This window comes from Rheinheimera sp. (assembly GCF_965283995.1).
GTDB lineage: Bacteria > Pseudomonadota > Gammaproteobacteria > Enterobacterales > Alteromonadaceae > Pararheinheimera.
The window spans coordinates 1,604,488-1,629,010 of sequence record NZ_CBDIQG010000001.1; the positions used below are offsets into that span (position 1 = coordinate 1,604,488).

Genomic DNA, 24,523 nt, shown 5'->3' on the forward strand with positions numbered 1-24,523 from the left:
GGTGTTCGCCGATTTCATTGCATTGTTGGCGCTGCCCAGGTTGCAGCCCCGCTCCGGAGCCTTCATGAAACGATTTACTTTATCTGTGCTGAGTCTGAGCCTGTTGCTGGCCGGTTGTCAGCAAGCCGCGCTATCGCCACAACAGGCCGCCAGCCAACTCCCTGCCGGTATTGAATTAATCAAAGATGCCAGCGTATCCGGCAGCAGTGTTGCTATCCCGTATAAAAAGTATCGCCTGGCCAATGGTCTGACCGTCGTGGTGCATGAAGATCAGTCCGATCCGCTGGTGCATGTCGATGTGACTTATCACGTTGGCTCAGCGCGGGAAGAACCCGGCAAATCCGGTTTCGCGCATTTTTTTGAACATATGATGTTCCAGGGCTCTGAGCATGTTGCAGATGAACAACATTTTAAAATCATCACCGAAGCCGGTGGTGAGATGAACGGCTCGACCAACAGCGATCGCACCAATTATTACCAGACAGTGCCGGTCAATCAGCTGGAAAAAGTCTTATGGCTGGAATCCGATCGAATGGGCTTTTTGCTCGATGCCGTCACCGAAAAGAAATTTGAAGTACAACGGGAAACGGTGAAAAACGAACGGGGTCAGAGTGTCGATAACAGGCCTTATGGTCGCTTGTCTGAGCGGGTCGCCCAGGCGTTTTATCCGGATGGCCACCCGTATTCGTGGCCGGTCATTGGGCATATGGCTGATTTAAACCGCGCCAATGTCAATGATGTGAAAGCCTTTTTCCTGCGCTGGTACGGCCCGAATAACGCCACCCTGACTATCGGCGGCGCCGTCAAAGCTGAAGATATTCTACCGCTGGTACAACAATATTTTGCTGCCATACCACGCGGACCTGAAGTGGCGCCGACCGCCAAAACGGCTGTCAGTTTAACTGCTGACCGGTATGTCTCGATGGAAGATAATGTGCACTTGCCGCTGTTGTATATGGCATTTCCGACGGTTTATGCCCGCCATGACGATGAAGCGGCACTGGATATCCTCGCCGAGATTTTGGGCGGCGGCAATAACTCGCTGCTGTACAAAAATCTGGTGAAAACACAAAAAGCTGTGCAGGCCCAAACCGGGCATGGCTGTCAGGAACTGGCATGCGAGTTCACTTTACTCGCCCTGCCCGCGCCGGGTGCCGTGCAATCGCTGGCCGAAACCGAACAACAAATCCGTCAGAGTCTGGCGGAGTTTGAACAACGTGGCGTCACCGACGACGACCTGAACAAGGTCAAAGCCAAAATGGAAGCGGCTAGTATTTTTGCGCTGCAAAGCGTGGAAGGCAAAGTCAGCCGGCTGGCTGCTAATGAAACCTTTTTTGGTGAGCCGGATCTGGCTGCTGCTGACTTAGCGCGTTATCAGCGCGTGACCAAAGCCGATGTAGAGCGGGTCTATCAGCAATACCTCAAAGGCAAAGCGGCGGTGGTGATGAGTGTGGTGCCCAAAGGCCAGCGCCAGCTGATTGCAAAAGCGGACAACTTCACGCCGGTGACGCATGATTTTGGCGGCCCTTCCACCACCAAAGCCGAAGATTTACAACTACGCCGCACCCAAGACTCGCTGGATCGCAGCAAGATCCCTGGCGCCGGCGCCAATCCGGCCGTAGGCTTGCCGGCGACCTGGCAACAACAACTCAGCAATGGCATCCGCGTACTTGGCGCGCAAAGCCATGAAACGCCGACCACGTCATTACTGCTGCGGGTACCGCTGGGTCTGTACGATGAAACGCCGCAGCAGGCCGGGATCAGTCAGTTGTTGGCGGCTATGCTTGATGAAAGCACCATGCTCAAAACCACAGAGCAGATGAGTCTGGCACTGGAAAAGCTCGGCGCCAGCATCAGTTTTTCCGCCGGTGACGAATATCTGGAAGTGTCCGTGCAAAGCCTCAGCAAACACCTGCCGCAAACCCTGGATCTGCTGATGGAAAAACTGCTGTTGCCAGCTTTTAACACTGAAGACTTCAGCCGGGCCCAGCAACAAACTCTGCAGTTCATTCAGCATTCGGAAAAAGACGCCGGTTTCCTCGCATCCCGCGCGGTACAGCAGCTGATGTATGGCAACCATATCAGCGCCTATCCGAATCAGGGCACATTACAATCGGTCAGCGCACTGAAGATAACCGACATCAAAACTTATGCGCAGCGGCTGTTAAAACCAGCGCATGCTGAGCTGATTCTGGTGTCTGATCTGCCACAGGCTCAGGTAGTGGCCGAGCTGCAACTGCGCTTACAGCGCTGGTCAGGTGATGCGCCAACGCGCAACGTACAAATCCCGGATGCTATAGCTAAAACCGGCACTATTTATCTGATTGATAAACCTGACGCGCCGCAGTCCGAGATCCGTATTGTTAAACGCAGTCTCAGCCGTGACTTTACCGGCGAATACTTCCGCTCAGGCCTGATGAACTTTGTGCTTGGCGGCAATTTTAACAGCCGGATCAACCTGAATCTGCGTGAGGAAAAAGGTTATACCTATGGCGCCACCAGCTATTTCAGTGCCGATCGCTATGCCGGGATTTATCAGGCGTCAGCCGCAGTAAGAGCCGATGTAACCGGTGCATCCGTGCAGGAGTTTTTTAAGGAACTAAGCCGTTACCAGCAACAAGGCATGACACCACAGGAGCTAGATTTTATGCGCAAAGCCATTAATCAGGCCGACGCGCTGGCTTATGAAACCCCGGGGGCTAAACTCGGCTTTATGGCGGCCATTCTGCAGTATGGACTGGCCAGTGACTTTACCACGCAGCGCAATCAAATCGTCCGTGACATCACGCTGGATGAGCTGAATCAACTGGCGAAACGTCATTTGGATCCAGCCAGCTTCAGCGTGGTGATTGTCGGGCCGGCGGCGCAAATCAGGCCACAACTGGAAAAACTTGGGATGCCGGTAGAAAACTATAAGTTCTGAACAGATTGAATAGTACAGCCCGCTCACGCGGGCTTTATTCAGTAGCTGCTGTCAGAATGACGTCAGATCGGTATAGTCATCTCATCAGCACGTGCAAAAGGAGACTGGATGCTGCAACTTGCCCGCGGGTTGATTCTGGCACTGACGTTGAGCATGCCGCTGCATGCTGCAGACGTAGCGCCGCACACGCTGCAGATCGCAACCAGTCTCAGTAAGTCGACTTTATCCAACCAAATCGAACAACAATTACAACGGGCTTACAGCAGACTCGGTTACCAGATGCAAGTGGTACGGTTACCGGCCGGGCGATCGTTACAAATGACCGATCGCGGCCTGTATGACGGCGAATTATTCCGCATCGATGGGGTGCAGCACGAATTTCCCCAGTTGCGACAAGTGCCGGTACAGCTCGCCAGCATTGAATTGCTGGCGTTTGTCCGTACCGAGCAGAAGAACATGTTACGCGACTGGATATTGATGAAAAACGTCCGGGTCGGATTTGTCCGTGGTTTTCGCTTGGCCAGTCAACTGCAGTATGCCGGCCATCCAGTGCCGGTGACTACGCTCGAACAAGCGGTAGGTATGTTGGTGCAGGGCAAAATCGACGTGTTACTGGAAGATCAGCAATCGGTGCAAAGTGTTCTGCCCGCCAAAACTGAGCAGGCCGGCATCTCAATGCTGCCAGGTACACTGGCTCGCGCTGGTTTGTATCATTATCTGCACCAGCGCCATAGCGATTTATTAGAACCACTGGCGACTGTACTGAAAAAAACTGTTGCCGGTGCCAAAGATAAACGCCCTTTGCCCAAACCGGTACAGCCCGCATTGGATGACTGAGCCGGAGCGCGATCAGACTGCGCGCTGCGCTGCGTACAGGCCGCGATTTGCGGTGCGCAGAATAAAAAAATCCCTGCCAGGCAGGGATTTTTCATAAGCGTATCCGTTATTGCGCTAAAGACGCATCGCGGGCAGCTTTAAACTCTTTGCCTTCATACCAATTCGGCCAGGCGCTGGTATCATCTGCCAGCTCGCGGCCCACGCGGTAATACAAGAACATGTCTTGCTGTGCACCACGCAGGTCCCAGCTGTCTTTGTACTCGTCTTCCACTTTGTGGTAACAGCACTTATTAAACTCTTCACGCTGTTTGATGCCCCACTCTTTGCCGTGGTCGACACTGTCTACCCCACCTTTGGCGTACAACATCGGCACGCCTTTTTTCGCCAGATTAAAGTGATCTGAGCGGTAGTAAGAACCGGCCGCCGGGTTGTTTTCCGGGGCGATATAGCGGCCTTGTTGTTCAGTGTACTTTTTCAGCAGCACTTCCAGCTCGGAGTTACCAAACCCGACTACCGTCATATCTTTCATCGGGCCATCGACGTTGATCACGTCCATGTTAATGCCAGCGACTGTTTTGTTCAGCGGGAACACCGGATGTTTGGCATACCAGGCAGAACCCAGCAGGCCGCGCTCTTCCGCCGTCACAGCGACAAACGCGATCGAGCGTTTTGGTTTCGGCTGCGCCGCATAATATTCCGCCATGGCGATTAACGCGCCGGTACCGGAAGCATTGTCTTGCGCGCCGTTAAACACCTTGTTAGTCGGATTGGCGAAATCAAGGCCCAGGTGATCCCAGTGCGCCATATATAAAATGGCTTCATCCGGTTTTTCACTGCCTTCGATGATGCCAACGACGTTGCCGGAAGTCAGCTCACGCACATTGCTTTTCACCGACACTGACGCTTTGATGCCAAGTGGGATCGGCGCAAAATCTTTGCTCAGCGCTTTTTTGCGCATCGATTCGATGTTTTCACCAATGACACCAAACAAAGTATTGGCCGATTCAGTTGTGACCCAGCCTTCGATGGCGGTGCGATCGGCATTTTTGTTTGGATTAATCAGGTCGAACTTGGTGGCAGAACCACCAGCAACCACATGCCAGCCATAAGAGGCGGCATCGGTTTCGTGCACAATTAACGCGCCGGCAGCGCCCTGACGGGCCGCTTCTTCAAACTTGTAAGTCCAGCGACCGTAATAGGTCATCGCATTGCCGGTGAACAGTTTCGGATCCTGCGTGGCATAACCCGGATCGTTGACAAACATCACCACGGTTTTGCCTTTGACATCGAGGCCTTCGTAGTCGTTCCAGTCGTATTCCGGCGCGACGATGCCATAACCGACAAATACCAGCTCTGAATCTTTGATTTCGCTGAATTCAGTCACGCGCGTGGTCCAGGTAAACATCTGGTCGCGGTATTTAAACGGCGCCGGCGCTTTGTCACCACTGAAGGTCATTGCTGACACTTCTTTTGGATCGATTTGCACCAGCTGTACCGGCTGAATGTATGTGCCGTCCGGCTGTGGTTTTAAACCAATGCGTTTGAACTGTTCAGACAAATAGGCCAGGGTTTTTTCTTCGCCTTTGGTGGCTGGCGCGCGGCCCTGGAAATCGTCAGACGATAAGGTTTTGATGTATTCAGCAAGCTTGGGGTTGAACTCGGTGTCCGGCAGTGCTGCGGGCGTTGTGGTTGCTGTCGCGGCTGCCGCTTCAGCCGGGGCCGCTGTCGCTGCCGCCGGTTCCGGCTGCTTTTGACAGGCCGCCAGGCCAAGGCAGGCGCTGAGCGCTAACCATGTTCCTGAAAACCAGAATTGTGGTTTCATAAAATCTCCATCACCTGAGGTGATTGTTGTCGTTATGGGGTTGCCATCGGACTGACAGCGCTCTGATGTTACTAAAGCAGGCGCTGAAGTACCAGTGTGACCGATCTCAGACCGGCCACAGTTAATCGCATCCATTCGTTAGCGTGTACGAGCCGCAGCGCCCCAGGCCGGCGGCGGCAGTGCAACCGGCCGGGTTAAATCAAAGGCAACGGCAAATTCGCGGCCGGGCCGGCTTAAACGGTAAGTCAGCGTGTGGCCCGGTTCCAGTGTGAAAGACCAGACATTCGCCGGCGCAGCGGTTCTGCCAAGCGCCTGAAACATCAGCTTGCTGTAGGCATCAGCAGGAAAATTCTGCGTCAATGCATTCGCAGGATCAGCAGATGTACCACCGTACATCGTCAACTCATCATGGCTGCCGTCCTGATGCCGATGATCATGTTTGAGTTGTAAACCTTGCGGCAATGCGCGCAACACCCAGGTACGGGAACGGTCTTCTCCGACATGGAACGGCATCCGCACTTCGCCATTGCGACAGTCCGCGACATGCACAATCAAAGCTTGCTAGGCCATCGCCGCATCTTCTGGAGACTGGCTGATTAACTTGCCGGCAAAAGCTTTGCCGCAATAAGGCTGCAGGGCTTGCAATAAAGCAGCATCAGCGGCTGTTGCCGTCACGCTGTAACTGCCAGCAAACAATGTGGCCACTAAAAACAACGGTGTAAATTTCATCTTGAATGTTCCGGTATGTACTAGGGCGTGTTGACGTTTGGTGTTTGTTTTTGCAGCAGTTTGGTGGTGCTTTGGGCTTTGGCACTCGTTGCTCACATAGAATGACTATGCCACGCGCCTCGCTTCGCGCCCAAAACGCCACCACCTCGAACAAAACTTAACCACCAAACATCAACACGCCGTAAAGACGCAGGTTAAAATCAGCTGAACTATGCTAGGGTCAGTGATCATCATCCAGGTTTAGGCTCAGGTTAGCCCGTATGTCCACTTTACCACCCAGCCAAAAATTATTGCGGGTTTTTGCCACGACAGAACACTTTGGTGTGGTGGCTGACACGCCTTTTGGCTGTGGTTATCGTCTGCACGGGCTGGAAGTGGCGGTGAGTTTTTTTGGCCATCATGTCTATTTTACCAGCGGCGATGCGGTACTGGTGTTAACAGAAACCGGTAGCTGCAAGCTGGAGCGACCCGGCGCGGTGGATAATCTGTATCTGCTGCAGCTGATTGATACGCTGGACCAGCGCTACAATCCATAGCGCTAACAATCCATAAATGCACACGGCCGGAACATGCAAACGTATGCACAGCGCTGCGATGCCAGCGGTCGGCGTGATAGCATGCCGTATCCGGATTTAAAGAAAAAATGAAAAACCATGATGAAATTCAATTTGTTAGCTACTTTTTGCGGCACAGCCATGCTGCTCAGTGCCTGTAACCCCGCCCCTTCAGCATCGGTGCCGGCTGCGGTGCCGGCATCCGTGCAGGAATCGACATCAGCTATCGCCGAACCAGTCGGTAAAATAGTTGTTTATCAGGCGTTTACCCGCTTATTTGGCAACAACAATCCGGCCAATATCCCCTGGGGCAGCGCCGCCCAAAATGGCGTCGGCAAATTTAATGACATCAATGACGCTGCCCTGCTGGCGTTGAAACAAATGGGTGTATCGCATCTGTGGCTGACGGGCGTACCCCATCATGCGTTAATCGCCGACTACAGTGCTTATGGCATCAGTGCCGATGATCCGGATGTGGTCAAAGGCCGTGCCGGCTCACCCTATGCGGTGAAAGACTACTACAGCGTCAATCCGGATCTGGCAGTCGATCCGGCCCGGCGAATGGATGAATTCAGGGCCTTGCTCAGCCGGGCGCATCGGCATGGCATCAAAGTGGTGATCGATATAGTGCCGAACCATGTGGCAAGGCATTATCAGTCTTTGGGGAAGCCTGCCGGGGTCCGCGATTTTGGTGCCGATGACGATACGTCCGTAGAATATGCCAAAAACAATAACTTCTATTACGTACCGGGACAGCCTTTTGTCCTGCCGGCGCTGCCGGCCGGGTTTCAGCCATTGGGTGGCGAAGCGCATCCACTGGCGGACGGCAAATTTGACGAAAATCCGGCGAAATGGACGGGTAATGGCGCCCGCGCCGCGCAACCAGATTTTAATGACTGGTATGAAACGGTCAAAATTAACTATGGCGTCAAACCAGACGGCAGTTACGATTTTGATCGCCTGCCGGCCGATTTTGCCGGCCGCAGCAGTAGCGAACATGTCGCCTTCTGGCAAGGCAAAACAGTACCGGATTCCTGGGTAAAATTCCGTGATATCACGCAGTTTTGGCTGGCGCTGGGGGTCGATGGCTTTCGCTATGACATGGCCGAAATGGTGCCGGTCGAATTCTGGAGTTATTTAAACAGTCAGATCAAACAACAGCGACCTGATGCCTTGTTACTGGCCGAAGTGTATCAGCCACAGTTGTACCGGGATTATATCCAGTTGGGCAAAATGGATTATCTGTATGACAAAGTTGGGTTTTACGACAGTCTGAAGCTGCTGATGCAAGGCAAAGGCTCGGCGTCTGAGGTGCTAGCCAGGCAACTGGAAGTGGCCGATATCGATGGCCACATGCTGAAATTTCTGGAGAACCATGATGAGCAACGCATTGCCAGCCCGGAATTTGCCGGCAACGCGGAAAAAGGTAAACCGGCCATGGTGGTCTCCACGCTGATTGGAACTGCGCCGACCATGTTGTATTTTGGTCAGGAAGTGGGCGAAGCCGGTGCGTTAGCCAGTGGTTTTGGCCAGCCAAGCCGCACCACTATTTTTGACTATGCCGGCGTGCCGGCGCATCAGGGCTGGCTCAATGGTGGCCGTTTTGACGGTGGTAATCTGACGCCGGCACAACGCGATCTGCGTGAATTTTACGCTAAGCTGCTGCACTTCAGCGCCACAGCGCCTGCGCTGCGCGGCCAGTTATTCCCGCTACATCAGCAACATTTACAAACGCCTGGTTATAGTGAACAAATGCTGGCTTTTGCCCGCAGCAACCCGCAGCAGCGGCTGATTGTGGTGGCTAATTTCGCCGACTCAGCGTCCCGCTTCAAACTGCAATTACCGGCAGATTTAGTCCAACAATGGCAATTGACCCGTGGCCCGGTCGCGCTGACTGAATTGTTCAGTGGTCATGCCTACACACTACAGGTGGACTCCGGCGTTGCGGTGGTTCCGCTGACCGTGAAAGCCAACAGTGTGCTGGTGTTGCTGCAGCCTTAGCCCCTAATACGCCTCAGATCCCGGACACGGCTTTTTTCACCGTGTCTGGCTTGTCCTTGCAGGCGGCAAGCACTGCCGGTAAACGCCGGCAGTTTCACCTTAAGATGTAATTAAATATGATTACATGGATTAATGTAATTAAATTTGATTACTTCCATAAAATCGCTATGCTCTGATTGGTACGCCGCCCACGCTGTAAGCTGTTTGATTCGCGACGCTCTTTTTTGCGACTCTGTTATTCGCGATTCTCTTATTTGCAAGTTACGGAGCGGCGACTCCCGGAGCGAATGATGAACATATATGCGATCCTGACCGGTGATCTGGTGCGGTCTTCTGCAGTCGACGCCAGCCGTTACCCGCTGCTGATGCAGGCACTGCAACAATGCCTGGCAAAGTTTTGTCCTGCGGGCGTCGCCACGCCTGTTGTCTATCGCGGTGATGGTTTTCAGCTTGCTACTCTGCCTGAGCTGGCGTTTAACGCAGCCTTACAAACCAGGCTTACCCTGATCAGTCTGCAGTCCGACGCCCGTATTGCAATCGCGGTGGCGCCAGCGGAACAACTGCGGGCTGATTTAAACCAGTCGACCGGTCAGGCGTTTACTTTATCCGGCCAATTGCTCGACGATTTGCAGCAAACCCGCTGGGAGTGGCTCGATCTGCAACAGCCGCTGAGTACCGCCGAACAGCTGCTGTTGCAGCTGGTGTCGGTACAACTGCAACAACTGACCGCACGCCAGGCGGCCGTGCTGTTGGCGTATCTGCAGCAACAACGCCCGCAACATCAGCAACTGGCCGTTTTCTTTAATACATCCCGCGTAAACATCACCCATTTGCTGAATCAGGCGCAATACAGTTTAATTGTTCAGGTTGTTGATTATTTCAGCAATCGCTATCAGCCATCCGATGGAGTGCCACGTGATGAGTGAACTGGATTTGTTATTGTTGCTGTTACTGGCGCATGTGCTGGGCGATTTTTATCTGCAACCGCTGAGCTGGGTCAAAGACCGGCTGCAATGGCACTGGAAATCACCCAAATTACAGTTGCATGTTTCAGTGCATATGGGACTGAGTCTCGCAGTGATTTTGACCTGGCAATGGAGCTATGGCTGGAGTCACGACAGTCTGATGGCGGTTGCACTGGCGCTGATGATTGGCCTTAGCCACTACCTGATTGATGTCGCCAAGTCTTACAGCAGCAATGGCCTGATGGCATTTTTACTCGATCAGCTGGCCCATCTGGTTGTGCTGCTGTTGCTCTGGTCTGCTTACACGGCAAACTGGTTTTGGTGGCCGCCTGCCATGCCGGAACACACGGCAGTCTTGCTCATCGCTTATCTGCTGGTGCTGACGCCAACGTCCGTACTGATCGGGCAATTGCTGCGCAGTTGGCGACCCGAACTGCTCAGCCTGCCAATGCAGGGATTGCTCTCTGGCGGCCATTATATCGGGATGCTGGAACGTGGCCTGATTCTGACTTTTGTGCTGCTCGATCAATTTGGTGCTATTGGCTTTATGCTGGCCGCCAAATCGGTATTCCGCTTTGGCGATCTGTCGCGGGCGCAGGACATGAAGCTGACCGAGTACGTGTTACTCGGCACTTTACTCAGCGTCAGCATCAGTCTGGGCATCGGCCTGATTGTGCGTTGGTTGCTTAGTGGCATGGCCTGAACCTCGTTCACGGCGACAACAGGATGTCCCGGCAATCCTTCGTTGCGGCAGCTTTGCAAAGCTGCAGGCTGCCTGTTGTGCTGCTCAGTTCTATCCAGCGCAATTCATTCACCTCGTTTGCTGCAAGGCCGGCAATCCGGACAATCTGATCGCCGGGCGCTAACCAACCCTGTAGTTGCGGATTCAGATTGTCCCTGACGATAAAAAAACCATTGCTCAGTTTGCGCAGCTCCAGGCCCGTCAGATTACTCTGAGCCTGGTAAGACGCATCGTGCTGTGACTGCAATAACCATTGACCGCTCAGGTAGTCCAGCACTAACTGATGTTGCATCAGGACGCCGCTACCGACCAGCCACCAGTCATCTGCATCATCCGCCGCCATCAGATTCACCGGCACCGGCGACAGTTGCACCGCACCGAGCTGTAAACTGCGGACCTGCCCGCGCAAGTTCGCATGACGGCCGCTGAGGCCGAAATCAGCGCCTTCCCGCAGCGGACCATCTAGATTCAGCTGATGCTCCTGCAGGTACAAAGCATTGATCTTCAGAAAATGCCGGCTGCCGGTGTCCAGCAGCACGTCTTGCGCTAACCGCACTGTGCTATTGAGCTGGATGCTGCTTTTCACCACTACTTTCCGCCAGCTGAGCTCAAACGGCTGCATCTGCTGCTCTGGCCCTGGCGAGTAAGGCTGTGACGACAACATGATGCGCCCAGCCATCCGGTCGAACTCCCAGCTAAAATGCCGCATCAGGTCATAACCCAAAACCCCGTCAAACACCGCTTCATCTGGTTGCAAAAAATAACTGCTGGCGGCGAGCGGAACCACTGCCACCTGGACCTGCTCAAACCGGGCAGGTCCGAGATCTACTAACGCTAAAGTCGACTGATATGCGCTGGCATCTTTGTCAGTGCCAAAGCCGCCGACCTCCAGCGGATAACCCTGTACCAGTTTGAGTTGCCGCACAGCGGCGGTATCCCAAAGGACGGTAAATGCGGCACCGGAATCCACCAGCAGCATCAATTCAGTCTGCTGATTGACACGCACCCGGATAAAAGGCCGAAAACCTTCAAACTGCGCCGGCAACCGCTGAGACTGCGTGCTGGCGGTCCAATGCATGCTGAGGCCATCATTGGCCTGTCGCAAACGTAAGTTGTTGGCAATACCACAGCCATAAAGCAGCAAGATCACACAAGACAACAACAAAAACCGCTGACAGCCGATGCACTTCACTGCGTCGCCTCCTGCTGGCTGGCCTTGACGGCAACAGTCAGCTGCAGGCGCTGCCAGGCTTCATTCCAGTCACCCGCCAGCGCGGATACCAGCGCCATCATCACTAACAAATCCCGTTGCAGCGCGCCTTGTTGCAATAATTCCGGGATCTGCGCGGTTGCCGCCTGTTCCCCTTGCTGTGCCAGAGTGTGCAGCAATTGCATCGTTTGTTCTTCGGCACTGACCGGGCGTGGCACCGGCTCTGCCCCCAGCACAGTCACAGCCGCTTCAGCCAGCGCCCAGACTGACCAAGGATTCTGGCCGGTGATCAGTTGGCCATCTACCACCAGATTCGGCAGATAACGGTGCCCTTCGCTGAATTCAGCGCCTTGTTGCTGCAGTTTGCTTTGTAATAAAAAACCAAACCGCTGTTCCGCTTCTGGCATCAGCAGCAATTCTTCAGCATTGGTAAAGGACGTCAGTTTTTTGCCGGTAAGCCAGGATGGCCCGGCCGTACGCTGCGTCTGCAGCAGCGCTGCCGGACCGTGGCAGACCGCCAGCACCAGTTTGTCAGCGTCCAGCATGGCCTGCAGCAGCCGGGCGACATCGGGATTGTCCGGGAAGTCGTACATCGCACCTTTGCCACCGACGAAATAGACCGCCTGATACTGTGCCGGGTCGACATCAGCGAGCCGCAGTGTCGCGCGCGCTTTGCCCATCGCTGCGGCATCATTTAAAAAGGCATAGTCATATTGGCCCATGTCATCGCCATCCAGCACGCGCGGCGCGTCACCACCGTTGGGACTCGCAATATCCACGGTAAAACCATTGGCACGCAGCACCCAATAAAACCGGGCAAGTTCAGTCAGTTCATAACCGGTTTTTTTCACCTTGCCTTCAACGACGGCTGCCGGATACAGCGCCGTACTGCTGACCACCGCCAGCACTCTGCCGCGGCTGGCTGGCGGCAATTGCTGCAGATATGGGACTTGCTCCGGCACGGTCCGTTGCAGCGCAACCTGATCCACCTCGGCGTCAAACAGGCCTGCGAGCCACCAGCCAGTCCCGGCACCACATACCACCAGCAGTAATAATCCAAGCGCCACGCCCCGCAATATTTTCTTCCACATGATTCAGCTCCTTTTTCACTCCTGCAGACTGTGGCAGCGCAGATGTGAAAAAAGTGTCAAATCAGCGCCCACGCCGCCAGATCACCACACAACCTTTCCCGATAACAGCAACTGCATGTTGAAGCATTAAATACGCATATCTATAACCAGACCAAACTGCGGCCAAACACGGTGCCGGCCTGCTGCGTACCTCAGGCCAACCAATTTGGCGATTTTGCTGCATTCATCAGATTTTCACTGGAAAAAAACCAGATTTCAGGTATCTTGTGCAGGTTTTCCAACCCGGCCTGATGTCGGGTCCAAGTCGGATCGACCGAAGCAAATTTCAAACCCATTTTGCCAGCCAAAACTGCATATCTGTGCAGTCAGGTGCCGCTCCTATTGTTGGAGTCCCTGTAGAGGAACCGCCCATGCGTTTTTATTTTCCTATTGTGATCATCGATGAAGATTTCCGCTCTGAAAACACCAGCGGATCTGGTATTCGCGAACTGGCCAGTGCCATCGAAGCGGCCGGCATGGATGTGGTTGGTTACACCAGCTATGGCGATTTAACCTCATTCGCCCAGCAGCAAAGCCGCGCTGCCGGTTTTATTCTGTCGATCGACGATGAAGAATTCGGCGGCGGCAGTGCCGAAGAAGCCCAATCGGTGCTGGCGCAACTGCGTAGCTTTGTCGAACAGATCCGTCACCGTAACCCGGATATTCCGATTTACCTGTACGGCGAAACCCGCACCGCCCGCCATATTCCAAACGACATTCTGCGCGAACTGCATGGGTTTATTCACATGCATGAAGACACGCCGGAATTCGTGGCGCGTCACATCATCCGCGAAGCAAAAAGTTACCTGGATGGCCTGGCACCACCATTTTTCCGTGCCCTGACCCATTATGCGCAGGACGGTTCTTACTCCTGGCACTGCCCGGGTCACTCTGGCGGCGTGGCGTTCTTAAAATCACCGGTCGGCCGGATGTTCCACCAGTTCTTTGGTGAAAACATGCTGCGGGCGGACGTCTGTAATGCGGTGGATGAGCTTGGCCAACTGTTAGACCACACCGGGCCGGTGGCTGCCTCCGAGCGCAACGCCGCACGAATTTTTAACTGCGACCATTTGTTCTTTGTCACCAACGGGACTTCCACTTCAAACAAAATCGTTTGGAACAGCACAGTGGCACCGGGTGATATCGTTGTCGTTGACCGTAACTGTCACAAGTCGATTCTGCACGCCATCATGATGACCGGCGCAGTGCCGGTGTTCCTGATGCCAACGCGCAACCACTACGGCATTATCGGCCCGATTCCGCGCAGCGAATTTGAACCTGCGACCATTCGCCGCAAGATGGAAGCGAACCCGTTTATCCGTGAAATTCTGGCGAAAGATCCAGACGTCAAACCGCGCGTGCTGACCATCACGCAAAGTACCTATGACGGTATTTTGTATAACGTTGAAGAAATTAAAACGCTGCTCGACGGTGAGATTGAAACGCTGCACTTTGACGAAGCCTGGTTACCGCACGCGGCATTCCACGACTTCTATGGTGATTACCATGCGATCGGTGAAGGCCGTCCACGTTGTGATACGTCGATGGTATTCGCTACGCAGTCCACCCACAAATTGCTGGCCGGTATTTCACAAGCCTCGCAAATCCTGGTACAGGACGCCAATCAGAATAAGCTCGATACCCATCTGTTTAACGAAGCCTATCTGATGCACACGTCGACCAGCCCGCAATACGCCATTATTGCCTCCTGTGACGTGGCTGCTGCCATGATGGAAGCGCCAGGCGGCACGGCGCTGGTGGAAGAGTCGTTAGACGAAGCGCTGGAATTCCGTCGTGCGATGCGCAAAGTCGATCAGGAATACGGCGACGACTGGTGGTTCCGCGTCTGGGGCCCGGACGATTTAACCGACGAAGGCCTCGATGAACGTGCTTCCTGGATGCTGCATGCCGACGAAAACTGGCACGGCTTTGGTGATATCGCCGAAGGCTTTAACCTGCTCGACCCGATTAAAGCCACTATTCTGACGCCAGGCTTAAACGTTGACGGCAATTTCGCCGATAGCGGCATTCCGGCTGCGATTGTGGCCAAGTACCTGGCTGAACATGGCGTCGTCATTGAAAAGACCGGCCTGTACTCGTTTTTCATCATGTTCACCATCGGCATCACCAAAGGCCGCTGGAACACCATGGTGACCGCGCTGCAGCAATTTAAAGACGATTACGACAAAAATGCGCCACTGTGGCGCGTATTGCCGGAATTTATCGCCAAGTTTCCGCAATATGAGCGCATCGGCTTAAAAGACCTGTGTGACCAGATCCACGAGATTTACAAAGCCAATAACATCGCCAAGCTGACCACAGAGATGTACTTGTCTGAGATGGTACCGGCGATGAAACCAGCCGATGCCTTTGCCCGCATGGCGCACAAACGCATTGAACGGGTGCCGCTGGATGAACTGACTGGCCGTATCACCGCGGTGATGTTAACGCCATACCCACCAGGCATTCCGCTGCTGGTACCGGGCGAAGTCTTTAACGAGACCATCGTCAGCTACCTGAAGTTCGCCCGCGAGTTTAACCACAAGTTCCCGGGCTTTGAGACCTACATTCACGGTCTCAGCACGATGCAACAAGATGGCAAACTGGTGTATTACGTCGACTGTGTGAAAGTCTAAATATCAGACTTCATTGAAAAAGACGCCGGCAGTTGCCGGCGTTTTTTTATCGAAATATCAATCAGGTTGCTTGTGTTCTGCTCACTCGACACGATCATTCGACGCGATCACCACCATGACGCTTTGCGCGATACATAGCACCATCGGCATGCAACAATAATTGCCGGCTGTCAGAGCCATGATCGGGAAACAAAGCAATACCAATACTGGGAGCAATCTGTAATTGCCGACCGGCCAGCAGAAATGGGGCCGTCAGCGCCGAACGGATTTTTTCTGCCACTTTTGCCGCCGTATCTTGCTGATGCAGGTGCTCCAGTAAGATCACAAATTCGTCGCCGCCAAAACGAGCGACCGTATCAGTTTGCCGGACCGCGTGCACAATGCGCTCTGCAGTTTGTTGTAACAACAAATCGCCGACCGGATGGCCAAAGTTGTCATTGACCTGTTTAAAACGGTCCAGATCCAGGTAGAGCAATGCCAGTGGCTGCTCGTCACGGCTGGCCCGTTGTAACGCCGCCTGTAACCGGTCTAGCAACAAAGTCCGGTTGGCAAGACCGGTCAGGCTGTCATAAAGCGCCAACTGCTGCAGGCGCAGCAGCATGGTTTTGCGTGAAATCGCAGCAGTAATTTGCACTGTGACATAACTGAGTAATTCCAGATCGGCCGCACTGTAATGCACGCCTTCCCCCGGATGTAACAACAATACGCCGAGTAAATCGCTGCCGTCTTTGAGTGGCAAACCAAACCAGCCATTGCCAATACCTTCAGCGAGCTGATCTGATGAGGTTTTTTGTGCCACCCGCTGACACAACCGATCGAGATCCGCCAACTCCGCCGTGCTTTGCTGCCTGTCCTGCGGCCAATGTTGTTGATAACAAAGTTGCCAGCGACTGCCATCCGGTTCGGGCAATGCGATAAAAAAATGCCGCACCGGTAATAGTCCCGCGACGATGACCACAACGTGCTGATAGAGATCCGACAGATCTGCACTGAGCTGTGCCGCTTCGGCAATCGCATACACAGCGCGTTGACGGGCCTGGGCCTGGCGGATGTCGCTGATATCCCGCGCCACGGCCACCCGAACTTGTTCAGCATCCGACCAGCGGGCTGACCAGGACAAATGAACAGCATGACCATCTTTGTGGCGATAGCGGTTTTCGAAATGCATGCCGGCTTCGCCGGACATCACTTTTGCCGCCTGCGCCAGCGTGCGTTCGCGGTCGGCCGGCCAGACATAATCCAGCATCGCCTGCCCCAGCAGCTCTGTATTGCTGTAGCCGAGGATCCGGCTGACGCTGGCACTGACATAAACAAAACGCCCGCTCGCATCGACCACACAAATCAAATCCAGTAATAAATCAATATAACTGCCGAGCGCCTGGTACGAAGGTGCTACAGGTAAGTCGATTGACAGTGGGTCTTGCATATCCAATTGGATTCCGTTCAGCCTGAATGAGGTGATCCGCCAGTCTGCATCAACAGCCGGCGCTTGTTGCTGCTGATAGTAGCACAGCTGTATTTCCGTTGAGCGTCACTACAACGGCGCTGATCAGGCATCTGTCGCGCTGAAAGCAACCCCAAAACATTTCAGCCATCCAAACATCTATATTTCTCTTTTCAGCAGCGAACTTTTCAGGTTTACTGCCTGCAGTTGCAATAAAATTCAGAGGACTTCATGTTTAAAGTAAATCAATATTTTGATGGCAAAGTGACATCAATCGCTTTTGCCGGTGAGGAATTACCCGCCACTGTTGGCGTGATGGCGCCCGGCGAATATGAATTCGGTACCAGTCAGCATGAAGTGCTGACCATTGTCAGCGGCGCGCTGACGGTGCTGCTGCCAGGTGAAAGCCAGTGGCAAACCTTTAGCCGTGGTCAATCATTCGCAGTAGCGGCCGGACAGAAATTCCAGCTGCAAGTTGCGACGGACACCGCTTATCTCTGCACTTACGCGGACTAATCCCCCTGCTGCCAGTGTTGAACATCCCGGTTTTACCGGGATGTTGTTTTTCAGCGCCCCGGTATCCCTGACCCTTCTGCTTTGCTGCTGTTGCGTGCACAATACAGCCCTGACTTTTCCCGTCTTAAGGACTTCGCATGCGCGGTATGCGCTCTACAGCCAAACAACCGGAACCCAGCCGTCGGCAAGAAGCCGCCAGCCTCAGTGAAACTATCCGCTACATGCGCCCATATTTTGCAGCTTTTCCCTGGCATGTCTTCGGGGCAATTCTGGCGCTGATCGCCGCCAAGGCGGCGACGCTGGCGCTGCCTTATGGTCTCAAACTGATAATCGATGCGCTGGATCCCAGCCTAAATGCGCTGGCGTTGTTGCCGCTGTGGTTGATCCTCGGTTATGGCTTATTGCGCTTTGGCTCGGTGCTTTTTGGTGAAGTGCGCGATGCATTGTTTGGTCGGGTCACTGAACATGCAATGCGGGCATTAGGCCTCAAAGTCTTTATCCATTTACACCGGCTGGAACTGGGCTTTCATCTGGACCGCCAGACAGGCGGCATCAGTCGCGATATTGAACGCGGCACTAATGGCCTGTCGTTTTTAATGCGCTTTTTAATGTTTAACATTGTGCCGACTGTGCTTGAAATCGTGTTGGTCGCGCTGATTTTCTGGAATTTGTTCTCCGTTTGGTATGCCGTGATCACGGCCGTCGCAGTGGCCATTTATATCCTGTTCACAGTGCGGGTGACCGAATGGCGGAGTCAGTTTATCCGTGCCGCCAATCAGGCCGATTCCAGCACCAATACCCAGGCTGTGGATAGCCTGCTGAACTACGAAACGGTGAAGTACTTTAATAATGAAAAGTATGAAGCCAGCCACTATGACGAGTCGTTGGCGGGTTGGGAAAAAGCCCGATTACAAAACCGCATGTCGTTGTTTTTCTTGAACTCAGGCCAGGCACTGATCATTGCGCTCGCGATGACGCTGATGATGCTGCTGGCCGCTCAGGGCGTTGCCGGCAAACAGCTGACACTGGGTGATCTGGCGATGGTCAATGCGTATATGCTGCAGCTGTTTATGCCGCTGAACTTTCTCGGGTTTGTCTATCGGGAAATTCGCCGCGCCTTAACAGATCTTGAAAACATGCTGGGGCTGCTCAAACGCGCGCCAGCCATTGCCGATGAACCTGACGCAACCCCATTGCACCTGCAACAAGCCAGGGTCGAATTCCGTGATGTCGCGTTTGCTTATCAGCCGGAGCGGCCAATCCTGAATGGGCTGAGTTTCACTATTGAACCCGGGCAACGTGTCGCTATTGTCGGCAGTTCCGGTGCCGGTAAAAGTACCCTGGCGCGGTTGTTATACCGTTTTTACGATCTGCAAAGCGGGCAAATCCTGTTGGATGGCGCGGATATCCGCAGCGTCACGCTCGACAGTCTGCGCCGCAACATCGCCATAGTGCCGCAGGATACCGTGTTGTTTAACCAAAGCATCCGCGCCAATATTGCCTATGGCCGCCCCGATGCAACGGACGCCGACATTGATGCGGTGATTGACGCCGCTCATCTGCGCGATTTTATCAATCAGCTGCCACAAGGCGACGCCACGCTGGTCGGCGAACGTGGTCTGAAAGTCTCAGGTGGGGAAAAACAACGGATCGCTATCGCGCGGGCTTTACTCAAACGCAGTCCCTTGCTGATTTTTGATGAAGCCACCTCAGCCCTCGATAGTCACAGTGAGCAGGCCGTGATGGCGGCGATCCGCGCGGCATCACGCGAACATACTGCGCTGGTTATCGCGCACCGCTTATCGACCGTGGTGGATTGCGACCGCATCCTGGTGCTGGAACAAGGCCAGCTGGTGGAAAGTGGCAGCCACGCAGAACTGCTGGCGCAACAAGGTCGATACGCCGCGTTATGGGCGCTGCAGCAACATGAAGAAGGTGTCACATTAGATTAAGCTACCGACGCTTTAGGTTAACTTAAATTAAGCGCAGTAAAGCTCGGTAAAATCAGAAACTTAAGTCGCGAAATCTGCTCCTATTGGCGCGTTTAAACCCAGGTTTTCCTGTCAATAGAGAGCAGTTATGTCGACATTACGTATTCTGGCGCTGGCCATCAGCAGCCTCACTTTGACCGCATGTGGCGGCAGTTCAGATAGCAGTGGTTCTGATACCTACCCTGATTCTTACATCCAGTTTTACAACGGCTCTGCCAACAGCGCCAACACCGCTTTGCAATTGATTGAGTCGGATGATGATGAAATCGCCATCGGTTCTGCCACATTTGCCGATGCCACCAGTCTGGTGACGATGGAAGGTGGCAGTTATGATCTGGAATTAAACTGGACACCGGCCAGTGGCGAAACCGCCACAGTGCGCACTGACAAAGTAACACTCACGGACGGCGAAAAAACTTTTTTAGCCATGCTGGGTGATTTCAACAGCCCGGAATTACTGACTTTTAAATTCAGCCGCGACGACGAATTAGATGACCAATTCAAAGTTGCCATGCTGGATCTGGTCAATAACAGCAACAGCTACGATTTATATATTTCTGAAGACGATCAGGCATTTTCCGACGCCAAGCTGGTCAACAGCGCCAGCTACAAAGGTCTGACTCAGTTCCAGACCTATGACACCGGCAGCTACATTTTTTATGTCACCAAAGGTGGCGACAAAACAGTGCTGTTTAAGTCAGATGCTGTGACGCTGAGTTATGAAACCGAATATCTGTTGGTACTACGCAGTGCTACAGGTCCATCGGCGGGCAATAAACTGGCGCTGGACCTGATTGGCAATACAACTTCAGTGACGACGCTGGAAGATATCACCAGTAACGCCCAATTTCGCATCTATAACTCGATGAACAGCACGGGTACCGGTAGTGTGTTCCTTGGCGATCTGACGGCGACACCAGCCATTGCCAAACTGCCCATCGACACGTTAAGTGCGTACACCGAAGTGGTTGCCGGCGATTATCGTGTCAGTCTGACCGATGATAAAGGTGCATTGGTGATGCGTAATGGCCTGATGACGTTAAGCCAGGGCGCCGTTAAATCGGTGGTGTTTTATCAGGATGCCGCAGAGAAAGCCGCCGCGATCACGGTGACAGATTCGAAAACGCCGCAGGTCTATGACTTTGTGTTTAATGCAGTGAATACCATTCCGGATTATGATCAGGTCAGCCTGTATTTCGTCAAACCGGGCTACACGATGGAAAATACCGCCTACTACGTCACCACGCTGAACTACGCCTCACAAACCAGCGTGACCCTGCCGGCTGGCGAATATACGATGTATGTGGTGCACAAGGACAATAACAACAACAAGATCCTGCTGGCACAGACCGAGCTGACCAAGCTGGTCAGTGGCAGCAACTATCTGTTGGTGGCAGAAAAAGAGCAAAACACGTTAAGCGGCTTTAAACTGACACTGGCGAAGTAATTCAGCTCGACCTTTGTTAACATATCAAACGGCACCTCAGGGTGCCGTTTTTGTTCTGTGGAACCAGCTATGCTGTGTTCAGGCAAACTTCGAACAAAACTGTGGCCCACTCAGGTTAATCTTGATTGAGTTTCAGAGCACATCCCCGTAGTCTTGCCGCATTTGTTTCTAAACATTTCAAACAGGTAGATACAACATGATGACGTGGTTATTTCTGGGCCTTGGCCTGATCTTATTAGTGGCTGGTGCAGACCTGCTGGTTAAAGGAGCTGCCCGGCTGGCAGGCGCTTTTGGTGTTCCCAGCCTGGTGATTGGTTTAACAGTCGTCGCTTTTGGTACCAGCGCACCTGAACTGGCGGTCAGCGTGAAAGCCGCATACGCCGGTCAGGCTGAACTGGCCATTGCGAATGTCGTGGGTAGTAATATCTTTAACGTGTTGTTTATCCTCGGTGTTGCCGCACTGATTATGCCACTGGTGATTTCCAAACAACTGATCCGTCAAGACGTTCCAATCATGGTAGGCGTGTCGTTTCTGGTGATGTGGATGGTCCGCGACCTGCAATTAGATAAAATTGAATGTGCCGTGTTAGTCACGGGTTTAGTGGCTTATACCTTTTTCCTATTTAAGCAAGGCAAAGCGCAGGGTGCTGAAGGCGCTGAAAGTGGCGACGACGAAGTTGAAGCCATGCTGAAAGAACCACATCCAATGTGGCAAAACCTGTTATTTGTGGTGGGTGGCCTGGCGTTACTGGTGCTAGGTGCACGCTGGCTGGTTGAAAGTGCCATTGCATTGGCCACTGCCTGGGGCGTTAATGAAGCCGTTATTGGTCTGACGATTGTCGCTGCGGGCACGTCATTACCTGAAGTAGTGACTTCAATTGTTGCCACCATTCGCGGTGAGCGTGATATTGCAGTCGGCAACGTGGTGGGTAGCAATATCTTTAACGTGCTTTGTGTATTGGGTCTGTCCGGTTTGGTATCACCAATTCCATTGGTCGCTGGCGAACAAATGTCACAACTGGATATTCCGGTGATGCTGGCTGTTGCGCTGTTATGTGTGCCATTCTTCTTCGCCGGAGCCATCCTGAACCGCATTGAAGGCGCATTATTCCTGACCGCTTATGTCGCCTACACCTGGTATCTGGTGGCGCTGACGCTGAAAATGGAATACCTGCCACAGCTGCAAGATTATATCGTCTACGGCTTAATTCCGGTCATCGGTGTCTATGTGGTGCTGTCACTGCTGAACGACTTCCGCCAGCGCCGTAAACAGGTCGCCAGCTAATCTCTCTGGCCAACGCTTAAACAAAAACGCCGCATACAGTTGCGGCGTTTTTATTGGCGGCGTCTTTTTGCATAGTACAGCGGCTTCAGTACCAACATCTGACTGAAACTTCGCAGATAGCGCGACTAATGCCATCGCCATACCCAGTATTCAGCGAATTTATCAGCAGGAACTAAAATTGCGCTTTTGCCCGCCCCTGCTTTCGATATAATATCCGTCTGTATGGCTAAACGTGAAAGAGCAGTCCGATGTCTACCCTAAGCACTCAACCGACAATCACGCAAGATGAAATGAAAAAACGCGCTGCCTGGGCGGCGCTGGAATTTGTCCCCCGTCACAGCATTGTTGGTGTCGGTACTGGTTCCACTGTGAATCACTTTATCGACGCGTTAGCCAGCATCAAAGATGAAATCAAAGGCGCAGTCTCGAGCTCCATCGCCAGCACAGAAAAAATGCAGGCGCTCGGCATTGCGGTATTCGATCTCAATGACATCGACAGCTTCAGCGTGTATGTCGATGGCGCCGATGAAATCAATCCTAGCCGGCACATGATCAAAGGCGGCGGCGCTGCCTTGACCCGGGAAAAAATCGTTGCCGCAGTGGCGCAGCAGTTTGTCTGTATTGTCGATGCCAGCAAAGAAGTGGCCGTACTGGGCAAATTTCCATTACCGGTTGAAGTCATTCCGATGGCCCGTAACTATGTGGCGCGTGAGCTGCAAAAACTCGGCGGTAGCCCGGTCTGGCGTGAAGCCGTGGTCACTGACAACGGCAACATCATTCTGGATGTGTTTGATTTACACATCACCGACGCGCTGACGCTGGAACAACAAATCAATCAAATCACCGGTGTGGTCTGTAACGGGCTGTTTGCCGCCCGCGCTGCAGATATAGTGCTGGTTGGTGGCCCCGATGGCACCCGCGTGATCAAATAATTCAAAAACTTATAAAAAATAAATAAAACAACCAAAGCCCGAGCCAGAATTTTGCAACATTAAGAGAAATGAAGATGGAAAAGTACTCGTTACCCAAAGACAAGATCAAAATCCTGTTGCTGGAAGGCTTACACCAAAGTGCTGTGCAAACCTTTAAAAATCAGGGTTACAGCAATATTGAATACTTAAAAACCTCATTAGATGAAGCGGAACTGATTGAAAAGATCCGCGACGTGCATTTTATCGGCATCCGTTCCCGCACTCAGCTGACCGATAAAGTGCTGGCGGAAGCACAGAAGCTGGCGGCGATTGGCTGTTTCTGTATTGGTACCAATCAGGTTGATTTAGACGCGGCGTTACGTCGTGCCATTCCGGTGTTTAACGCGCCGTTTTCCAATACCCGTTCAGTAGCAGAACTAGTGCTGGGCGAAATCATCATGTTGCTGCGCGGCATTCCACAGCGTAACGCTGCTGCCCATCGTGGCGAATGGCAGAAAACTGCCAATCAGTCGTTTGAAGCCCGTGGCAAAACGCTCGGGATCATCGGTTACGGCCATATCGGTACTCAGTTGTCGATCATGGCGGAAAATATCGGCATGCGCGTGCAGTTTTACGATATTGAAGACAAGCTGGTGTTGGGCAATGCCACTCAGGTCGACTTCTCTACCCTGCTGAAAACATCCGATGTGGTGACTTTGCACGTACCGGAAACGCCACAAACCAAAAATATGATTGGCGAAGCGGAACTGGATCTGATGAAAGCCGGTTCCATTCTGATTAACGCCTCGCGTGGCACTGTGGTCGATATCGATGCTTTGGCTGCAGCACTGGACAGTAAAAAACTGGCTGGCGCTGCCATCGACGTATTCCCGGTGGAACCAACCGGCAACGACGAAGAATTTGTCTCTCCTCTGCGTGCTTTTGACAACGTGATCCTGACCCCGCATATCGGTGGTTCTACCCAGGAAGCACAGGAAAACATTGGTTATGAAGTGGCCGGTAAACTGGTGAAATACTCTGACAATGGCTCAACGTTGTCTGCGGTCAATTTCCCGGAAGTGTCGCTGCCGGAGCACAAAGGCCGCTCGCGCCTGCTGCACATCCACAAAAACCAGCCGGGCATGCTGACCAAAATCAACGAAGCTTTTGCCCGTCACGGCATCAACATCTCAGGTCAGTATCTGCAAACCAACGCCGAAATCGGTTATGTGGTGATTGATATCGACAGTGATGACCAGGAACAGGCATTGAACGAACTGAAAGCGATTCCGGGCACGTTAAAAGCCCGGGTATTACACTGATACGTCGATTTTTATCGGTGCAATTCGCACGCTCATTGCCCCCTACACTTTGCTCCGG

19 protein-coding genes are annotated in these 24,523 nt (G+C 53.2%); 13 read left to right on the forward strand and 6 right to left on the reverse strand.

Features of this window, described 5'->3' with window-relative positions; genetic code table 11:
• Positions 1-64: 64 nt before the first annotated feature.
• Together ACQ66Q_RS07360 and ACQ66Q_RS07365 are read left to right on the forward strand one after the other, a co-directional pair.
• Entirely contained in the window at positions 65-2,923 is a 2,859-nt protein-coding gene (locus tag ACQ66Q_RS07360; protein ID WP_430456200.1) for a M16 family metallopeptidase, read from the forward strand.
• A 108-nt stretch (positions 2,924-3,031) separates the two neighbouring features.
• Positions 3,032-3,760 carry a hypothetical protein gene (locus ACQ66Q_RS07365; protein ID WP_430456201.1) on the forward strand — a complete coding sequence of 243 codons (729 nt, stop codon included), beginning with the start codon at positions 3,032-3,034 and terminating at the stop codon, positions 3,758-3,760.
• A 106-nt stretch (positions 3,761-3,866) separates the two neighbouring features.
• On the opposite strand, the gene ACQ66Q_RS07370 is transcribed toward ACQ66Q_RS07365, so the two are convergent.
• From ACQ66Q_RS07370 to ACQ66Q_RS07380, 3 genes are all read right to left on the reverse strand, one after another.
• The gene (locus ACQ66Q_RS07370) at positions 3,867-5,582 is read right to left on the reverse strand and encodes a M28 family metallopeptidase (RefSeq protein WP_430456202.1); all 1,716 of its coding nucleotides are present in this window, start codon (positions 5,580-5,582) and stop codon (positions 3,867-3,869) included.
• 138 nt (positions 5,583-5,720) lie between these two features.
• A complete protein-coding gene (locus ACQ66Q_RS07375; protein WP_430456203.1) occupies positions 5,721-6,095 on the reverse strand; it encodes a hypothetical protein in 375 nt (124 codons plus the stop codon).
• 48 nt (positions 6,096-6,143) lie between these two features.
• Positions 6,144-6,311: a hypothetical protein gene (locus ACQ66Q_RS07380; protein WP_430456204.1), complete on the reverse strand. Its 168-nt coding sequence runs from the start codon at positions 6,309-6,311 to the stop codon at positions 6,144-6,146.
• A gap of 260 nt (positions 6,312-6,571) precedes the next feature.
• On the opposite strand from ACQ66Q_RS07380, the gene ACQ66Q_RS07385 reads away from it, so the two are divergent.
• The 4 genes from ACQ66Q_RS07385 (at position 6,572) to ACQ66Q_RS07400 (ending at position 10,534) form a co-directional block, all read left to right on the forward strand.
• The gene (locus tag ACQ66Q_RS07385) at positions 6,572-6,847 is read left to right on the forward strand and encodes a hypothetical protein (protein WP_430456205.1); all 276 of its coding nucleotides are present in this window, start codon (positions 6,572-6,574) and stop codon (positions 6,845-6,847) included.
• A 117-nt stretch (positions 6,848-6,964) separates the two neighbouring features.
• On the forward strand, positions 6,965-8,866 hold the full coding sequence (locus tag ACQ66Q_RS07390) for an alpha-amylase family protein (RefSeq protein ID WP_430456206.1): 1,902 nt from the start codon (positions 6,965-6,967) through the stop codon (positions 8,864-8,866).
• Positions 8,867-9,153: 287 nt separating this feature from the next.
• Positions 9,154-9,792: a hypothetical protein gene (locus ACQ66Q_RS07395; RefSeq protein WP_430456207.1), complete on the forward strand. Its 639-nt coding sequence runs from the start codon at positions 9,154-9,156 to the stop codon at positions 9,790-9,792.
• Positions 9,785-10,534, forward strand: a complete 750-nt coding sequence (locus ACQ66Q_RS07400) for a DUF3307 domain-containing protein (RefSeq protein WP_430456208.1) — start codon at positions 9,785-9,787, stop codon at positions 10,532-10,534. The genes ACQ66Q_RS07395 and ACQ66Q_RS07400 overlap by 8 nt, the downstream gene beginning before the upstream one ends.
• A 7-nt stretch (positions 10,535-10,541) precedes the next feature.
• Here ACQ66Q_RS07400 and ACQ66Q_RS07405 read toward each other — a convergent pair whose 3' ends face one another.
• Together ACQ66Q_RS07405 and ACQ66Q_RS07410 are read right to left on the reverse strand one after the other, a co-directional pair.
• A complete protein-coding gene (locus tag ACQ66Q_RS07405; protein WP_430456209.1) occupies positions 10,542-11,765 on the reverse strand; it encodes a retropepsin-like aspartic protease in 1,224 nt (407 codons plus the stop codon).
• Entirely contained in the window at positions 11,762-12,874 is a 1,113-nt protein-coding gene (locus ACQ66Q_RS07410; protein WP_430456210.1) for a type 1 glutamine amidotransferase domain-containing protein, read from the reverse strand. The genes ACQ66Q_RS07405 and ACQ66Q_RS07410 overlap by 4 nt, the downstream gene beginning before the upstream one ends.
• A 410-nt stretch (positions 12,875-13,284) precedes the next feature.
• On the opposite strand from ACQ66Q_RS07410, the gene ACQ66Q_RS07415 reads away from it, so the two are divergent.
• Positions 13,285-15,549, forward strand: coding sequence for an Orn/Lys/Arg decarboxylase N-terminal domain-containing protein (locus ACQ66Q_RS07415; RefSeq protein ID WP_430456211.1), 2,265 nt, complete (start codon positions 13,285-13,287; stop codon positions 15,547-15,549).
• A 94-nt stretch (positions 15,550-15,643) separates the two neighbouring features.
• Here ACQ66Q_RS07415 and ACQ66Q_RS07420 read toward each other — a convergent pair whose 3' ends face one another.
• On the reverse strand, positions 15,644-16,975 hold the full coding sequence (locus ACQ66Q_RS07420; RefSeq protein WP_430456212.1) for a diguanylate cyclase domain-containing protein: 1,332 nt from the start codon (positions 16,973-16,975) through the stop codon (positions 15,644-15,646).
• A 249-nt stretch (positions 16,976-17,224) separates the two neighbouring features.
• On the opposite strand from ACQ66Q_RS07420, the gene ACQ66Q_RS07425 reads away from it, so the two are divergent.
• From ACQ66Q_RS07425 to serA, 6 genes are all read left to right on the forward strand, one after another.
• Complete coding sequence (locus ACQ66Q_RS07425; RefSeq protein WP_377247700.1) at positions 17,225-17,509, forward strand: pyrimidine/purine nucleoside phosphorylase; 285 nt, start codon at positions 17,225-17,227, stop codon at positions 17,507-17,509.
• A gap of 137 nt (positions 17,510-17,646) precedes the next feature.
• Entirely contained in the window at positions 17,647-19,461 is a 1,815-nt protein-coding gene (locus ACQ66Q_RS07430; RefSeq protein ID WP_430456213.1) for an ABCB family ABC transporter ATP-binding protein/permease, read from the forward strand.
• 127 nt (positions 19,462-19,588) lie between these two features.
• Entirely contained in the window at positions 19,589-20,947 is a 1,359-nt protein-coding gene (locus ACQ66Q_RS07435; protein ID WP_430456214.1) for a hypothetical protein, read from the forward strand.
• A 196-nt stretch (positions 20,948-21,143) separates the two neighbouring features.
• On the forward strand, positions 21,144-22,232 hold the full coding sequence (locus ACQ66Q_RS07440) for a calcium/sodium antiporter (protein WP_430456215.1): 1,089 nt from the start codon (positions 21,144-21,146) through the stop codon (positions 22,230-22,232).
• A gap of 275 nt (positions 22,233-22,507) precedes the next feature.
• A complete protein-coding gene (gene rpiA, locus ACQ66Q_RS07445; protein ID WP_430458541.1) occupies positions 22,508-23,164 on the forward strand; it encodes a ribose-5-phosphate isomerase RpiA in 657 nt (218 codons plus the stop codon).
• Positions 23,165-23,238: 74 nt separating this feature from the next.
• The gene (gene serA, locus ACQ66Q_RS07450) at positions 23,239-24,465 is read left to right on the forward strand and encodes a phosphoglycerate dehydrogenase (protein WP_430456216.1); all 1,227 of its coding nucleotides are present in this window, start codon (positions 23,239-23,241) and stop codon (positions 24,463-24,465) included.
• Positions 24,466-24,523 lie beyond the last annotated feature (58 nt).

Excerpts from the sequence above, each read along its gene's own strand:
- ACQ66Q_RS07360 (WP_430456200.1), top strand. The coding sequence starts at position 65 with ATGAAACGATTTACTTTATCTGTGCTGAGTCTGAGCCTGTTGCTGGCC.
- ACQ66Q_RS07365 (WP_430456201.1), top strand. The coding sequence starts at position 3,032 with ATGCTGCAACTTGCCCGCGGGTTGATTCTGGCACTGACGTTGAGCATG.
- ACQ66Q_RS07370 (WP_430456202.1), bottom strand. The coding sequence starts at position 5,582 with ATGAAACCACAATTCTGGTTTTCAGGAACATGGTTAGCGCTCAGCGCC.
- ACQ66Q_RS07375 (WP_430456203.1), bottom strand. The coding sequence starts at position 6,095 with ATGCCGTTCCATGTCGGAGAAGACCGTTCCCGTACCTGGGTGTTGCGC.
- ACQ66Q_RS07380 (WP_430456204.1), bottom strand. The coding sequence starts at position 6,311 with ATGAAATTTACACCGTTGTTTTTAGTGGCCACATTGTTTGCTGGCAGT.
- ACQ66Q_RS07385 (WP_430456205.1), top strand. The coding sequence starts at position 6,572 with ATGTCCACTTTACCACCCAGCCAAAAATTATTGCGGGTTTTTGCCACG.
- ACQ66Q_RS07390 (WP_430456206.1), top strand. The coding sequence starts at position 6,965 with ATGATGAAATTCAATTTGTTAGCTACTTTTTGCGGCACAGCCATGCTG.
- ACQ66Q_RS07395 (WP_430456207.1), top strand. The coding sequence starts at position 9,154 with ATGATGAACATATATGCGATCCTGACCGGTGATCTGGTGCGGTCTTCT.
- ACQ66Q_RS07400 (WP_430456208.1), top strand. The coding sequence starts at position 9,785 with ATGAGTGAACTGGATTTGTTATTGTTGCTGTTACTGGCGCATGTGCTG.
- ACQ66Q_RS07410 (WP_430456210.1), bottom strand. The coding sequence starts at position 12,874 with ATGTGGAAGAAAATATTGCGGGGCGTGGCGCTTGGATTATTACTGCTG.
- ACQ66Q_RS07415 (WP_430456211.1), top strand. The coding sequence starts at position 13,285 with ATGCGTTTTTATTTTCCTATTGTGATCATCGATGAAGATTTCCGCTCT.
- ACQ66Q_RS07420 (WP_430456212.1), bottom strand. The coding sequence starts at position 16,975 with ATGCAAGACCCACTGTCAATCGACTTACCTGTAGCACCTTCGTACCAG.
- ACQ66Q_RS07425 (WP_377247700.1), top strand. The coding sequence starts at position 17,225 with ATGTTTAAAGTAAATCAATATTTTGATGGCAAAGTGACATCAATCGCT.
- ACQ66Q_RS07430 (WP_430456213.1), top strand. The coding sequence starts at position 17,647 with ATGCGCGGTATGCGCTCTACAGCCAAACAACCGGAACCCAGCCGTCGG.
- ACQ66Q_RS07435 (WP_430456214.1), top strand. The coding sequence starts at position 19,589 with ATGTCGACATTACGTATTCTGGCGCTGGCCATCAGCAGCCTCACTTTG.
- ACQ66Q_RS07440 (WP_430456215.1), top strand. The coding sequence starts at position 21,144 with ATGATGACGTGGTTATTTCTGGGCCTTGGCCTGATCTTATTAGTGGCT.
- serA (WP_430456216.1), top strand. The coding sequence starts at position 23,239 with ATGGAAAAGTACTCGTTACCCAAAGACAAGATCAAAATCCTGTTGCTG.